Source organism: Achromobacter aloeverae, assembly GCF_004121055.1.
GTDB lineage: Bacteria > Pseudomonadota > Gammaproteobacteria > Burkholderiales > Burkholderiaceae_B > Bordetella_C > Bordetella_C aloeverae.
On sequence record NZ_PYAL01000005.1, the window covers coordinates 61,999 to 76,815 of the forward strand.

Annotated in this window: 12 protein-coding genes; 9 read left to right on the forward strand and 3 right to left on the reverse strand. The window is 67.2% G+C overall.

Annotation, left to right across the window (positions count from 1 at the left end; translation table 11 throughout):
- Positions 1-5 precede the first annotated feature (5 nt).
- From C7R54_RS17030 to C7R54_RS17040, 3 genes are read left to right on the forward strand one after another with little or no spacing between them, the layout of a single operon-like run.
- The gene (locus C7R54_RS17030; RefSeq protein ID WP_129151650.1) at positions 6-1,190 is read left to right on the forward strand and encodes a glycosyltransferase family 2 protein; all 1,185 of its coding nucleotides are present in this window, start codon (positions 6-8) and stop codon (positions 1,188-1,190) included.
- Positions 1,190-2,470, forward strand: a complete 1,281-nt coding sequence (locus C7R54_RS17035) for a lipopolysaccharide biosynthesis protein (RefSeq protein WP_240039571.1) — start codon at positions 1,190-1,192, stop codon at positions 2,468-2,470. Before C7R54_RS17030 ends, C7R54_RS17035 begins: the two co-directional genes overlap by 1 nt.
- A complete protein-coding gene (locus C7R54_RS17040; protein WP_129151651.1) occupies positions 2,463-3,512 on the forward strand; it encodes an acyltransferase family protein in 1,050 nt (349 codons plus the stop codon). The genes C7R54_RS17035 and C7R54_RS17040 overlap by 8 nt, the downstream gene beginning before the upstream one ends.
- 39 nt (positions 3,513-3,551) lie before the next feature.
- Here the strand turns inward: C7R54_RS17040 and C7R54_RS17045 are convergent, their stop codons facing one another.
- Complete coding sequence (locus C7R54_RS17045; protein WP_129151652.1) at positions 3,552-4,772, reverse strand: SLBB domain-containing protein; 1,221 nt, start codon at positions 4,770-4,772, stop codon at positions 3,552-3,554.
- A gap of 188 nt (positions 4,773-4,960) precedes the next feature.
- On the opposite strand from C7R54_RS17045, the gene C7R54_RS17050 reads away from it, so the two are divergent.
- Both C7R54_RS17050 and C7R54_RS17055 read left to right on the forward strand, forming a co-directional pair.
- Positions 4,961-5,791 carry a WecB/TagA/CpsF family glycosyltransferase gene (locus tag C7R54_RS17050; RefSeq protein WP_240039572.1) on the forward strand — a complete coding sequence of 277 codons (831 nt, stop codon included), beginning with the start codon at positions 4,961-4,963 and terminating at the stop codon, positions 5,789-5,791.
- A gap of 89 nt (positions 5,792-5,880) precedes the next feature.
- Positions 5,881-7,077, forward strand: a complete 1,197-nt coding sequence (locus C7R54_RS17055) for a porin family protein (RefSeq protein WP_129151653.1) — start codon at positions 5,881-5,883, stop codon at positions 7,075-7,077.
- Between the two features lie 39 nt (positions 7,078-7,116).
- Here the strand turns inward: C7R54_RS17055 and C7R54_RS17060 are convergent, their stop codons facing one another.
- Positions 7,117-8,535 carry an undecaprenyl-phosphate glucose phosphotransferase gene (locus C7R54_RS17060; RefSeq protein WP_240039573.1) on the reverse strand — a complete coding sequence of 473 codons (1,419 nt, stop codon included), beginning with the start codon at positions 8,533-8,535 and terminating at the stop codon, positions 7,117-7,119.
- Positions 8,536-8,555: 20 nt separating this feature from the next.
- Complete coding sequence (locus tag C7R54_RS17065) at positions 8,556-9,974, reverse strand: mannose-1-phosphate guanylyltransferase/mannose-6-phosphate isomerase (protein WP_129151654.1); 1,419 nt, start codon at positions 9,972-9,974, stop codon at positions 8,556-8,558.
- Positions 9,975-10,530: 556 nt separating this feature from the next.
- Between C7R54_RS17065 and bcsD the strand changes: the two genes are divergently transcribed.
- Genes bcsD through bcsA form a run of 4 tightly spaced genes read left to right on the forward strand, consistent with a single transcriptional unit; the run spans position 10,531 to position 14,811 of the window.
- Entirely contained in the window at positions 10,531-10,986 is a 456-nt protein-coding gene (gene bcsD, locus C7R54_RS17070) for a cellulose biosynthesis protein BcsD (protein WP_240039574.1), read from the forward strand.
- Positions 10,987-11,039: 53 nt separating this feature from the next.
- Positions 11,040-11,840, forward strand: a complete 801-nt coding sequence (gene bcsP, locus C7R54_RS28900; protein WP_158021235.1) for a cellulose biosynthesis protein BcsP — start codon at positions 11,040-11,042, stop codon at positions 11,838-11,840.
- Entirely contained in the window at positions 11,837-12,616 is a 780-nt protein-coding gene (gene bcsQ / locus C7R54_RS17080) for a cellulose biosynthesis protein BcsQ (protein WP_129151656.1), read from the forward strand. The genes bcsP and bcsQ overlap by 4 nt, the downstream gene beginning before the upstream one ends.
- Positions 12,613-14,811 carry a UDP-forming cellulose synthase catalytic subunit gene (bcsA, locus tag C7R54_RS17085; protein ID WP_129151657.1) on the forward strand — a complete coding sequence of 733 codons (2,199 nt, stop codon included), beginning with the start codon at positions 12,613-12,615 and terminating at the stop codon, positions 14,809-14,811. Before bcsQ ends, bcsA begins: the two co-directional genes overlap by 4 nt.
- Positions 14,812-14,817: the final 6 nt, after the last annotated feature.

The following is a 14,817-nucleotide window of genomic DNA, read 5'->3' on the forward strand; positions in this document are numbered from 1 at the left end:
TTGCGATGACACTGCTTCTGAATCTCGTCTTCCTGCTGCTGGCGCTGCCGGTCACGCTCGCGTGCGTTTATCTGGGCGTCCTGACCCTGCTGTCGGCGCGGCCCGCGCCCATGCCGCCATCGACCCGCCGGCTGCGCTTCGACGTGCTGGTGCCGGCGCACAACGAAACCGCGGTCATCACCCGCACCGTAGGCAGCCTGCTCGCCCTCGACTGGCCGGCCGACCGCTTCCGCGTAATCGTCATCGCCGACAACTGCGACGACGATACGGCGGCCCTGGCGCGCGCCGCCGGGGCGCGGGTCATCGAGCGTGCCAATGCCGACCTGCGCGGCAAAGGCTACGCGCTGGAATACGGCGTGGAGGAAAGCGGCCGCGACGGCTACGGCGACGCCGTCGTGGTGATAGACGCCGACAGCGTCGTCTCGCCCAACCTGCTGGAAGCCTGCGCCACCCGGCTGGAGCAGGGCGCCGAGGCGGTGCAGGTGCATTACGGCGTTCTCAATCCCGATGACTCCTGGCGCACGCGCATGATCGCCATCGCGTACGCCGCCTTCCATGCCGTGCGTTCGCGCGCGCGTGAACGCCTGCGGGTGTCCTGCGGCCTGCGCGGCAACGGCATGTGCCTGAGCCGCGCACTGCTGCAACGACATCCCATGCGGGTGTTTTCCATGGCGGAAGACCTGGAGTACGGCATCCAGCTGGGATTGGGCGGCGTGCGGGTATGGTACGCGGACGAGGCGGCGGCGAATGCCGAGTTCCTGTCCTCGGAGCAAGGCTCGCGCTCGCAGCGGCAGCGTTGGGAGGGCGGCCGCTTCGCCGTGGTCCGCGCGTATGCCGGCCGCCTGCTGATGCAAGGCCTGCGCCGGCGCGACCGCGTCAGCTTCGAGCTGGGCCTGGACCTGCTGCTGTTCCCGCTGGGCTACGTCGGCCTGCAGATAGGCGTCCTGCTGCTGCTGTCCGCGGTGGCAGCGATCTGGCTGCCCGCCATGCTGGGATGGACCTGGCTGGCGCTGGCCTTGCTGTTGATCCTGGTGCTGCATACCTTGCGTGGCTGGCAGCTGACCTCCCTGGGCCCGCGCGCGCTGCTGGACCTGGCGCGCGTGCCGTTCTTCATTGCCTGGAAGCTCTTCGTCCTGCTGCGCTACAAGCGCAACAAGGCCTGGGTCAAGACGACGCGCGAGGATAACTAGTGCAGCGCTCCGGCTCCGCCCTGCTCAAGCTGCTGGGAAGCTCCATCGTCGACCAGGCCATGCTGTCGGCGGCGAACTTCCTGGTTGGCCTCATCCTGATCCGCTACACGCACGACACGCAGTACGGCTACTACGTGCTCGGCTTCAACGCCATGATGCTGGCGGTCACGCTCCAGGGCTCTTTCATCGGCACGCCGCTGATCATCCGCCTGCCCACCTTGACCGAGGCGCAGCGCAGCGCGTGGGTAGGCAGCCTGCTGCGCGACCAGATACGCTGGAGCATGTTCGGCGGCGTGGCCACCTTGGCCGGCGCCGCGATCGCGTGGGCCATGGGCGCGCTGGATCGCGAGTCGGCACCGGTGCTGGTGGCGGGCCTGGTCCTGGTGCTGTGCCAGCTTTACCGCGAATACTTCCGCAGCGTGCTGCTGATGGTGCAGCGGACCGTGCCGGTCCTGGCCGCCGACAGCGTCTACGTGGCCTGCCTGATCGTGGGCGGGCTGGCGGCCACCCGGTTCGCCGCCGCCGCGACCGCCGCGCTACTGGCTGCCGCGGCGGCGGCGCTGGTCGGCGCCGAGCTGCTGCGCCGCATACTCGGTCCCGGCCTGGACCGCCAGGCCGCGCCGGGCCGCCTCGCCGATATCGCGCGCACGGGCGCCTGGGCCGCCGCCGGCGGCGTCATTTATTGGCTCTTCACCCAAGGCTATAGCTTCGTCGCGGCGGCCACGCTGGACATCGCCGGCGTGGCGGCGCTGGCGGCGTCGCGCCTGCTGATGATGCCCATCAACGTCATGTCCACCGGCGTGCAGAAGCAGCTGGTGCCGATCGCATCGGGATGGGTGCACCAGTCGGGCGTGGCGCACACGTTCCGGCGCCTGCTGATCTTCTCCTGCATCATGGGCGTACTGACCCTGGTCTACGGCGCGGTGGTATGGCTGCTGCGCGACTGGATCTTCGTCGACCTGATGCGCAAGAGCTTCGATTACCGCAATACGCTCCTGCTGATGTGGATCGGCGTCTTCCTGGTAATGGTGATGCGCGAACCCATCACGCAGTTGCTGGTGTTGAGGCAGCGTTTCCGCACGCTCATGGCCGCCTCGCTGGCCAGCGCGGTCGTCGCCCTGACCATCAGCTACCTGGGCATGACGCAGTTCGGCACGCGCGGCGCGCCGATAGGCATCCTGGTGGGAGAGGTGCTGAACCTCATCGCCGCGCTATGGATGGTCCGTCGTGAAATCCGTATCGACCGCCGCGACGCCGGCGCGGGGAACACGCATGACTGAGCCACGCAACGCAACCCTGGACATCGCCAAGGGCCTGGGCATCCTGCTGGTCGTGTTCGGCCACAACGACTGGGTGATCGCGCATCCGCTCCTGCGCAACGCGATCTATACCTTCCACGTGCCCTTGTTCATCTTCCTCGCCGGCATTTTCTTCAAACCCGAACGGCCTCTTGGCCCCATGCTGGCCAGCCGCGCCGATGGCGTCCTAAAGCCCTATTTCGTCGCCTTGCTAGGCCTGGTGGCGTTTCAAGGCCTCTTCCGCGGCGGCATCAATATCGGACGCATCCAGGGTGTGCTGTACGGCACCGGCGCCACGATAGACTGGCCGCCGCTCTGGTTCCTGCCCTATCTGTTCCTGATGACCCTGTTCGCCTGGCTTTACTGGCGCGTGGCGCGGCTGGAACGGGCGTCCCCGTGGCATCGCGCCGCGGCCCTGCTGGTGCTGCTGGCGGCCGGCGTGGCGATCATCCGCGCCGAACACGCCAGCGCGCTGCGCCTGCTGGACCTGCCGCTGGGCAAGGTCGGGCTGCCCTGGAGCCTGGACCTGCTGCCGCTCGGCGGCTGCTATTTCCTGCTGGGCCGGTGCTGCCGCGATGCCGTGCTGCATACGCAATGGCGGCCGGCCGCCGCGCTGCTGGCGCTGCTGGCGTTTGCGCTGTTGTTCGGCTACACCGGCGCCACGCTGGACTTCAACGAACGTACCTACGACAACCTGGCCGCGTCCACGGCCTCGGCCTTGCTGGGCACGTTCCTGGTGCTGCAGTTCGCCGCGGCCGTCCAGCGCTGGTCCCTGGCCACCCGGGCGCTGCGCTATGTCGGAGAGTCCACCCTGATATTGCTGCTGCTGCACGGCGTGGTGCAGGTCCGCGTCCTGGAAAAGCTGGACGGCCGCTTCCCCGCGGGCGCGGGTTCGGCCACGCACGGCATGCTCGCCTTCGCGGCCGCCGTGCTGGTGCCCTTGGTGGTGGGGGAAGTGCTGGCGCGCATACCGCCGCTCGGCGTCCTGGTGCTGCCTCGCCGCAAGGCCCTGCGAGCAGGATGAGTCCGGCCAGGTCAGGTCCGGCCTGGCCCGCGCGCGAGGTCAGAAGATGCGTTCGTTGACGTGTATGACGTCGCCGGGCTGCACGGAATCGGTCATCTTGACCCGTGACTCCGTGACCTTGCCGGTCAACACATCGGTGCGATTGATATCGATACGGCTGTCCGACGCCCGCGGCGTCAGGCCGCCCGCCAGCGACAGCGCGCGCATGACGTTCAGGCCATGCTCGACGGGATAGCCGCCCGGTTTCCCGACTTCGCCGTAGACATAGAAGCGCGGCGCGTCAGGCACGAACACGACGTCACCCGGCTGCAACTCCGTATCCTGCACCGTCTGCGACGGCGCCTGACGGTTGCTCACGTACAGGTTGATGCGATCCTTGCCGCCATCCGCGCGGCGCACCAGGGTCACCACATCGGCGGCATCCTTGGACGCGCCGCCCGCCATGGCCAGCAGTTCCAGCACCGACAGATGGCCTTCGATCGGATAGCGGCCAGGCCGCTCGACCTTGCCCAGCACCGAAACGATGCGGCTGCGCAAGGTCAGCACCTCCACCGCCACTTGCGGGTCCGTCATGAAACCACGGCTACGCAGGTCCTGTTCGATGCGCCTGCCGATCGCGGCGGGCGTCAGGCCCGACACGCGGATGGTGCCCAGCATCGGCACCACGACGCCCCCATCGGCGTCTATGGTCACCCGGGCCTGGGCGCCGCCGGTGCCCATGATGTTGATGCCCAGGGTATCGCCGGGACCGACCGCGCCGAGGGCGCCATTGACAGCCTGTCCCACGGCGTCGTCCCCGGCCGGCATCGGCGCGGTGACGGCCTGCGGCGACTTGCGCGGCGCCGCGGCGCCCGACCCGCCGCCGTAGGAGGTGGATCGCTCAGCGGCCGGGTAGCGCTCCGTACCGCGATCGCCGCTATGCATATTGGGAGACTGCAAGGGGGCGGCGGGGGTGACGGTCGTCCGGGGCGCCGCCTGCGCGGGGGCGGGAACGTAAGGACGCTGGGCCGGCGCGGCCGCGGGGGGCGTATAGGTCGGCAGCGGCTGCGCGGGGGCGGCCGGCGTGTAGGCAGGCGACTGGTAGGGCGCGTTGTAGCGGCCATAGTCGCCGCCCGGCATGGACGGGGAACTCGGCGCGGGTGCCTGTCGCGATGGCACGACAGGGTCCGGAATGGGCAGGTCCTGCGCGCCGGCGGTCGCCATCACCACGAGCAGTACGCTCGCCCCTGCCATCCGTCCTGCCGCCATCAGACCCGCCACATCGCTCTCCGGTCCTTAATTCGTTTGCTGGTTTTGCCGCATGTAATAGTAGCCGAAGCAAACTGTCACACCAGGGGTTTTTAAATACAATGGATGAATGACTCCCATACGGCGTTACGCCACGGCTTTTCATACTTACGTATGAAACTCTCCGCCCAGGCTTACCGCCATTTGTATCGAGATTCCTCTTGTCCAGCCCAGACCCTGTATCCGGACCTCTCGCGCTGTCGCATGGTGACACGCTGGCGATGCCCAGTGTCCGGCTGTTCGACCTCGATATCGCGGCTGTAACCTTCGACACCGCCGTCGAACGCCTGTCGCGGGCCGCGCTGCGGCGCGACGGCCACGCCCGGGTGGTGGTCACGCCCAACGTCGATCACCTGACCCGCCTGGACAAGGCGCCGGAATTCCGCGAGCGCTATGGCAAGGCGGAGTTCATCTTCGCCGACGGCATGCCCGTCGTCTGGGCCAGCCGCGTGCTGGGCAAGCCCTTGCCCGAGCGTGTGACGGGCGCCGACCTGTTCGTGGCACTGTGCCGCCAGGCCCAGCGCCAGAAATGGCGCGTGCTGCTGCTGGGCGGCATGCCGGGGACCGAATCGCGCTTGCTGGACGGCTTCGCGCGCTTTTTCCCGGGCATGGACATCGAAATCGTGGCGCCGTCGATGCGCTTCGACCCCTACGGCGCGGAGGGCGAGTCGTTCGCGGAGAAGGCGCGCGAACACGAAGCCGACCTGATTTTCCTGTGCGTGGGCATGCCCAAGCAGGAAAACTGGGCGCTGCACTACGCGCCCACCCTGCCGGGCGGCATCGTGCTGTGCGTGGGCGCCGCCATGGAGTTCGCCATCGGCTTGCAGCGGCGCGCGCCGAAGTGGATGCAGCGCATCGGCATGGAATGGTTGTGGCGCCTGGCCAGCAATCCCCGCCGCCTGTGGCGCCGATACCTGGTGGACGATACGCGCTTCCTGGCGCTTTGCTGGCGACAATGGCGTAATCAACGCGGCTCCGCAGCAACACCGTGACAGCTGGGATGCGGCGGACCGTTGCAGCCGCTAGCCTGGCGCTATGCGGCGCCCAGGCCGTCGGCGCTCCCGGTCCGGCGGACTGGGCGGTGCAGCTCGGAAGCTCGTACCAGTACCAGAACAACCCGGCGCGCCTGCCCGATTCATCGTCGGACATCCACGGCGCGGGCATCATGGTCAATTCGCTGGGCCTGGGGCTGCGCATGCCCCTGCTCTCCGATGCCACCCGGCTGGACATCGGCGGCACGGTCGCGGACGCGCGCTATACGGACGACAAGCAGCTCGATCACCAGCCTCGCAATCTCCTGTCCACGCTCTACTGGCGGGCCACCCCCTTGTTCGAAGGGCAATTCGACTACGGCTACCAGAACCAGCTGAATCCCTATCTGCCACGCACCTGGCCGGAGCGCGACATGCAGGCGAGGGACAAGAAATCGGCGCAGATCGGCCTGCGCGTGACCGACAGGCTGACGCTGCCGCTGTTCAGCGTCTTCCGCAACGGGACGCGCTACGACCAGGCCATCAATCAGACGCTCTATGACCGGACAGACACAGGCTGGCAGGCGGCGGCGCAATATGCGGGGGCGGGCCGCTCGATCGCGCAAGCGGGCCTGCGCCACACCAACACCAGCTACTACGATCGCACCCCGGACCTGACGGCGACCATCGACAACCGGTACACCGACAACGAGGCCTTCCTGGCGGCGCGCTGGGACTACAGCCCCAAGACGCTGCTGTTCGCGCGCGTCGGCCTGCTCAAGCGCAGCTATGACAACCTGACCGACCGGGACACCAACCTTTTCACTTTCCAGAGCCGCGCCACGTGGGACTATTCGCCCAAGACCCGGCTGGAATTGCAGCTCTGGCGCCGGCCTTATGCGAACGACGACGATCCCACCGTGCTGTATTCGATCCAGACGGGCGGCCTGGCGGCGCTGACGTGGCGGCCGACCGTCAAGACGGCGGTCAGCCTGGGCGTCGAGCACAGCCAGCAGCGCAATACCGCCTACACCGGCGGCAACGATGAAAAACTGCAGATCTGGCGCGTGGGCGCGCGCCTGCAATGGCAATCCACCGACAACCTGCGCTGGATCATGGACGTGTACCACGATCGCCAGCGCGCGCCCAGCACATCGGACAGCTTCAACCAGAACTTCGTGCGTATCGGCTTCGAATACACCTTCGGCACCCGCGCCAAGGAAGACCTGCGCCTGCTGATGGAACCTTCCGATTGCGAATGGCGGCGGCCGGAGCTGGCCTTCTGCGATCCCATGAGCGGAAGATAGCCCCGGCGCCACGCACGCGCGCCGGCCGCCGCGACGACGTCAATACGCGTTGCGGTCCCAGAAGATCACCAGCACCGTGCGGACCAGGATCTTCAAATCCAGCTGCAGCGACCAATTGGCGATGTAGTAGCGGTCGTACTTCACCCGCCGCTGCATTTTCTCGGGCGTATCGGTCTCGCCGCGCAGGCCGTGTATCTGCGCCCATCCGGTAATGCCGGGCTTGACGCTATGGCGCAGCATGTAGCCGCGTATCAAGCGCCGGTACAGCTCGTTGTGCTCGGCGGCGTGCGGACGCGGTCCGACCAGGCTCATCGTGCCCGTCATCACGTTGAACAGCTGCGGCAATTCATCCAGCGACGTCTTGCGCAGGAAACGGCCGACGCGCGTGACGCGCTTGTCCCCGACCTGGGCCTGGCGCAGGCTGCCGTCGGCCTCCTTGCCGGACGCCACCGTCATGGAACGAAACTTGTAGACGGTGATGGGCAGGCCGCGTTCGCCATAGCGCTGCTGGCGGAAGATGACGGGGCCGGGCGACGTCAGCTTGATCGCAATGGCCGCCGCCAGCATGACCGGCGCAAGCGCGACCAGCATCAGGCCGCCGATGACCAGGTCCATCGCCCGCTTGATGCTGCGCGACAATCCCACCATGTGCGTCTCGTGCAGCGCCAGCAGGGGCACGCCGGCGATATCGGCGCTGCTGGCGCTCAGCTCGCCCAGGAAAGGCGATTCGGGCATCAGGTAGATCGCCGACGTCGAATCGTAGAGCCGGTTCATGAGATCCGCGGTCAGCGGCTTCTCCTTTTCGTCGTCCAGCGTGACGAAGGCCATGCCGAACTTGCCCGCCTCGATTTGCGGCAGCGCATCGGGATAGCGGCCCAGGTACTTGGGCACGGGCGCTTCGCCATCCCGCGGCGTCACCGGTTCTTCCGCGTAATAGCCCGCCACGTAGATGCCCAGGATGGGCGAGCGCTGCAGGCGCATGGCCAGCTTGCGCGCTTCCGGTCCCATGCCGAAGAAGACGGCGGCGCGCCGGCTGGATGGCGAATTATTGATGCGATAGGCGGCCCGCCGCAGGCTGAACAGGCCCAGCAGCTGCAAGGGCAGCGCGATCGCGGCCCATTGCAGCGTCATCATCCGCAGCCAGTGCGGATCGATCTGCTCGCGCGGCAGGAAGAAGAGGGCGGCCACGCACAGGAACAGGACATTGAACCACCGCATCATGCCGCGTCCCAGCATCCACCACATATTGCGCGCGCTGATCAACAGCGTGAAGCGCGAATAGATGTAGAAGGCCCCCATGGCCAGGACCGCCGGCACCCAGCTGACGAAGACCGGCGACTTGATGCCGTGGAAACCGGCCAGGAGCAGGAAGGCGCCGGCGTTGAGCAGGGCGCAGACCAGCCCCCCGAGGGCCATGAAGGAACGGTGGGGATGGGTGGGTGGCGCAGGCGAGATCATGATGGAGAAATCGTGGAATTTCAGCGGCCGTAGACGTCGTCGAACCGCACGATGTCGTCCTCGCCCAGATAGGGACCGGATTGCACTTCGATCAGCTCCAGATCGATGGAACCCGGATTCTCCAGCCGATGCTTGACGCCCAGCGGGATGTAGGTGGACTGGTTTTCCGTCAGCAGGAAGACTTCGTCGCCGCGCGTCACGCGCGCCGTGCCCGTCACCACGATCCAGTGCTCGGCGCGGTGATGGTGCATCTGCAGCGACAGGCGCGCGCCCGGCGCCACCCGGATGCGCTTGACCTGGAAGCGTTCGCCATTGTCGATCGAGTCGTAGCTGCCCCAGGGCCGGTAGACCAGCCTGTGGGCGTTCGCTTCAGGCCGCCCGGCGGCGTTCAGGCGGGCAACGATGCGCCGCACATCCTGCACCTTGTCGCGCGCGGCCACCAGCACCGCGTCGGCGGTCTCCACCACGACCACGTCGTCGACGCCCAGCAGGGCCACCAGGCGCTGGCTGGCATAGGCGTAGACGTCATGGCAATCCTCGGCCACCACGTCGCCGCGCAAGGCGTTGCCGTCGGCGTCATGCGGCGCCAGCTGCCAAAGCGATGCGAACGAGCCGATATCGCTCCAACCGGCGTCCAGCGGCACCATGGCCACGTCGGGGTCGCGCTCCATGACGGCGTAGTCGATGGAATCCGAGGGGCAGGCGGTGAAGGCAGCCTTGTCCACGCGCAGGAAATCGCCGTCCTGGCGCGGACCCGCCATGGCGGCGCGGCAGGCCGCGAGAATATCCGGACGATGCGCTTGCAGCGCCTGCAGATAGCGCGAGGCGCGGAACAGGAACATGCCGCTGTTCCAGAAATACTGCCCGCTGGCCAGATATGCCTCGGCCGTGGCGGCGTCCGGCTTTTCCACGAAGGCCTCGACGGGGGCCACGCCCTCGCACGGCGCACCGGCGCGGATATAGCCGTAGCCCGTTTCGGCGTAGGCGGGCTGCACGCCAAACGTCACCAGGCGGCCCGCCTCGGCGGCGGGTCGCGCGGTGTTTACAGCTTCGTGAAAGCGCGCGACATCGGGCACCGCGTGGTCCGAAGGCAACACCAGCAGCAGGGCATCGTCGCCGTCGGCCGTGGCCAGCAGCGCCGCCAAGGCGATCGCGGGCGCCGTATTGCGGCCGACCGGCTCCAGCAGGATCGAGGGTTCGTGCAGGCCGATCTGGCGCAATTGCTCGGCGACGATGAAGCGGTGTTCCTCGTTCGCGACAAAAATCGGCGGGAGCCCGGCGAGGGCCGCAATGCGCTCGCAGGTGGCCTGCAATGCCGAGGAATCGCCCAGCAAAGGCAGGAATTGCTTGGGATAGCCCAGGCGCGAAAGCGGCCACAAACGGGTGCCTGAGCCGCCCACCAGCAATACGGAGCGCAGCTTTAGCGGAGTACTCGACATCTGGACTCCCTAGCAAACCGCGGCCGTTACACATTTGTTGCGGCGCGGGTACATTCTTCGAGGCAGCGCTGGCGTCCCAGCCTTACGGCCATCGATCTTACAGATGATGCTACGTAACCGATGTAGCATGCGAGCGTATCTATATATTTTAATTTAAGTCGCCAATATACTAGAATCGATTGTTGCGGTGCGTGTGTATGAGGGCTGTCACCTTGTCCCGTCCGCCTGAGACGCAAGGTTATGCTCCAAGAATGCGGCCTAATGTCCCGCAGCTCCGCCTTGCCAACCGTGCGTGGGGCCTATGCAAGGCCACAGAAGAGTTCGACCTGCCATGGCCTTGACCCGTAATCTTTCATTACGTGGACCCCGGTACGCGCCGGCTGCGATGTTCCGTGCACCCACATTTCGGCCTAAGCCTTCTGGCACCATATCCGTGGGCGAGCATTACCCATTTCAGTCCCCCGAAGTTACATCCCAGTCGCGTCCCGCCTCGTTCTCCACGACCGCGTACCGTGCCGGGCCAGGGCGTCGCTGACGGCGCCGGAGAAGGAGCATCGTGGAAAGCGCCATCCTGTCCCACCTCAACGACCGACTCTGCGCCAGCCAATGGCGTGTAGCCCTGGCCGCCTTCGCACAGGAATTGGCGCAGGACCTGACGCCGCAGCGCCTGCGCGCCTTGATGCGCCGCGCGGGCGAGCGTTTCGCCGCCGCGCACGTGTTGCCGCAGGCTGCTTCCATCGAAGACTTGCAGGCGGCGATCAATCAGTTGTGGCAGACCGTGGACTGGGGCTGGGTGACCATCACCGAAGCCGATGACCACCTTGCGCTGACGCACTATTGCGCGCCCTTGCGCGCCGCATTCGGCCCCGAGCACCTGGCGTGGAGCGCCGGCTTCCTGGAAGGCGTCTACGAACTGTGGATGCGCCAACTGGGCGCCGACCGCCAATTGCACGTGACACAACCGCAAGCCCCCGACCCGGTCGGGACCATCGTCTACCGCTTCGGCCGGTAGCCATCATCGACTTGCAGGCCGGGCCCGGGGGGGCCCGCACAGGGGGGTAGCGAGTGAACCGCGATACCAGCGATATCACCAGCCTGTACCGGCAGTTCGGGGGGGACCCTGGGCAATACCGGGAAATCGGCCGGGCCACCAACGCAGGAATGGCGCGCGAGCGCTGGCCGCTGCTGGGTCACGTGCGGCCGGGTGAGCGCTATGTGCCGCCCAAGGCCGGCAGCAGCGCCGCCGACCGTCCCGTGGCGGCGGCCAGCTGGCCGCCGCTGGCGATTGCTCCCACCTTGGACCTGTTGCCGTCCGGACAGCCGCTGGCCGAGCCCGTTCGCCCCGGCTCGGTCGCCAGCGCCGAAGCGGTCGCCGCGCTCATCCACAGCGCGCGCGTCGACCGCCCCGCCCTGGACGCCCTGACGCTGCCGCCGGTGACCCGCAAGGACACCACGGCGAATGAAGACTCGATCGGCAATGTCGAATTCGTGGCCGCCGCAGCCGCTGCGGCAGCGGTGGCGGCGGCTGCGCCGGCAGGCCCGGAAATCGGCCCGGATGCAAGCGCCATGGTTCCGGTTGCGGAAACAGCCGTCCCGGAAATGCCCGCCGCGATTACGCCTGCCACGCAGACGCCGGCCACTACCGTGGCGCCGGCTCCTGCGCCGGCCGCGCCCGCCACCGCCGCCGCCGTGGATCCCGCCCAAGCCAGGCCCCCGACGCCGCCTCCGCGGGTCGTTACGCCTATCGCCCCCGCGCCAGCCGCGAACACGTCCCTGCACGATGTGTTCGCGCGCCTGGCCCAGGCCCCCCGTTCGGCAGCGGATCCGAAGACCGATTCGACGCCCCGCAAGACGACGCAAAAGTGAAGACCATAGCCATCGTTTCCGCCAAGGGCGGTGTAGGAAAGACCACGGTAGCCGCCAACCTCGGCCTGGCGCTGCGCCTGGCTGGCCAGCCCACGCTGGTGGTGGACTTCGATCCGCAGAACGCCTTGCGCTTCCATCTGGGCGCCGACCGCCAGACGGGCATCAGCGGCCTGGCGCGCGCCTCGCTGACCGGCGCCCCGTGGCGCGATATCAGCGTCCAGGGCGATTCCGGCGTGCACCTGTTGCCATTCGGCCAGATCAACGAAGACGACCGCATCGCCCTGGAACAGCAGATGAACCAGGACAAGCATTGGCTGGCCCGCCATCTGGAAGCACTGGCGCTGCCGGACGACACGCTGGTCATCCTCGACACGCCGCCTGGCCCTTCCGCCTACCTGCGCCAGGCCCTGGCCTGCGCCGACCTGGCCATCATCGTGACCTTGCCCGACGCCGCGTCCTACGCCACGCTGCCCTTGATCGAAAGCCTGATTACGCAGTACTGCGAAGGCCGTCCCGGGTTCCTGGGCCACGCCTACATCGTCAACCAGGTCGACCGGTCGCGCCCGCTGGCCAAGGACGCCGTGCAGGTCATCCGCAATGCCCTGGGTAACCGCGTCATCGGCGCGGTGCACCTGGACCCGACCGTCGGCGAAGCGCTGGCCTTCGGCAAGACCGTCATCGAACACGCGCCGCACAGCCAGGCCCGCACCGACCTGGCCGCGTGCACCCACTGGGTGATCCAGCAATTGCGCACCGCCGGAGGCTCCCGGGCATGAAATCCTCGACCACCGAAACCTCGGCCGGCAGCGGCCGCGTTTCCCGCTGGGGCAACCGCCTGCTGTCCTGGCGCATCTGGAAAATGGGCTGGGCGCGCGTACTGGCCACGGTAGTGTCCTGCATACTCTTCGTGCTCACCGTGGCCGTCGAGATGGACCTGTTCCAGCAGTTCGTCTTCGCCCTCGCGTGCGTGGTCATGACCTTGCTGCTACACCGGGTGGCGGGCCGCCTGGCCACGCTGGTGATGATCATGCTGTCCATCACCACGTCGGTGCGCTACATGTACTGGCGTATCACGGACACCCTCGGCTTTCACGGCATCCTCGACAGTATCTTCGGCTATGGCCTGTTGTTCGCGGAAATCTACGCGCTGGCCATGATGCTGCTGAGCTACTTCCAGAGCGCATGGCCGCTACGCCGCAAGCCCGCGCCACTGCCGGCCGACATGACGCACTGGCCCACGGTCGACATATTCATCCCCACGTACAACGAGCCGCTGGATGTGGTGCGGCAGTCGGTGCTGACCGCACTGGCGATGGATTGGCCGGCCGACCGCTTCAAGGTCTATGTGCTGGATGACGGGCGCCGCCCTGAATTCCGCGAATTCTGCGAAAAAGCCGGCGCCGGCTACCTGACCCGTCCGGACAACAGGCACGCCAAGGCCGGCAACATCAATGCCGCGCTGGAAAAGACCGACAGCGACTTCGTCGCCATCTTCGATTGCGACCACATCCCCGTGCGATCCTTCCTGCAGATCTGCATGGGCTGGTTCGTCAAGGACAAGAAGCTGGCCATGCTGCAGACGCCGCACGTCTTCTTCTCTCCCGATCCCTTCGAACGCAACCTGGACACGTTCCGCAACGTACCCAACGAAGGCGAGCTCTTCTACGGAGTAGTGCAGGACGGCAACGACCTGTGGAACGCCACCTTCTTCTGCGGCTCGTGCGCGGTGATCCGCCGCTCGGCCTTGCTGGAAGTCGGCGGCGTGGCCACCGAAAGCGTGACCGAGGACGCGCTGACCGCGTTGAAAATGAACCGCGCCGGCTACAACACGGCCTACCTGGCCGTGCCGCAGGCCGCCGGGCTGGCCACCGAGAACCTGTCGCGCCACATCGGCCAGCGCACGCGCTGGGCGCGTGGCATGGCGCAGATCATCCGCGTCAACAATCCGCTGCTGGGCAAGGGCCTGCGGCTGGGCCAGCGCATGTGCTACCTGAGCGCGATGCTGCACTTCTTCTTCGGCCTGCCGCGCGTGATCTTCCTGACCACGCCGCTGGCCTATCTCTTCTTCCACGCCAACGTCTTCCAGGCCTCGGCCATCATGGTGGCGGCGTATGCGCTCCCCCACATCATCCTGTCCAACCTGACGGGCTCGCGCATCCAGGGCAAGTTCCGCCATTCGTTCTGGAACGAAGTCTACGAATCGGTGCTGGCCTGGTACATCATGAAGCCCGCGATGATGGCGCTGCTGCGTCCCAAGGCGCCGCAGTTCAACGTGACGGCCAAGGGCGGCATCATCCGCGAATCGTATTTCGACTGGACGCTGGCGCGGCCCTACGTGGTGCTGCTGGCCTTGAACCTGGCGGGCCTGATCGTCGGCGTGGTCGGCCTGGTCCTGGAGACCGGCGGCGCCGACCAGCGCTTCACCATCGTGCTCAACCTGGCATGGACGGTCTACAACATCATCATGACCAGCGCCAGCGTCGCCGTGGCCGGCGAAGTGCGCCAGCTGCGCAATGCGCCACGCGTGGCGATCACGCTGCCGGCCATGCTGGGCCTGCCGGATGGCCGCACCGTCGCGTGCGACACCAGCGATTTCTCGCAGGGCGGGCTGGGCCTGGTCCTGCCCGCGGGCGTGATCGTGCCCACCGGCATGCAGGTCAACGTCTCGGTGTTCCGCAACGAGGAAGAGGCCATTTTCCCCGCGCTGGTCACCTTCAGCCAGGGTGGGCGCCTGGGCGTCAGCTTCCGCGACCTGACGCTGGAACAGGAAAAGGAACTGGTGCAGATGACCTTCGGCCGCGCCGACACCTGGGCCTTGACCTGGGGCAGCATGGCGCCCGATTCGCCCATGGCCGCGCTCTACCAGATCACCCACATCGGAATGCGCGGCTTCACGCTGCTGCTGCGCCAATTGCGTGACCGTACCCTCGCGGGCCTGCGTCGTCCCGCGTCCGTGTTCACCAAGCAATGAAGGACG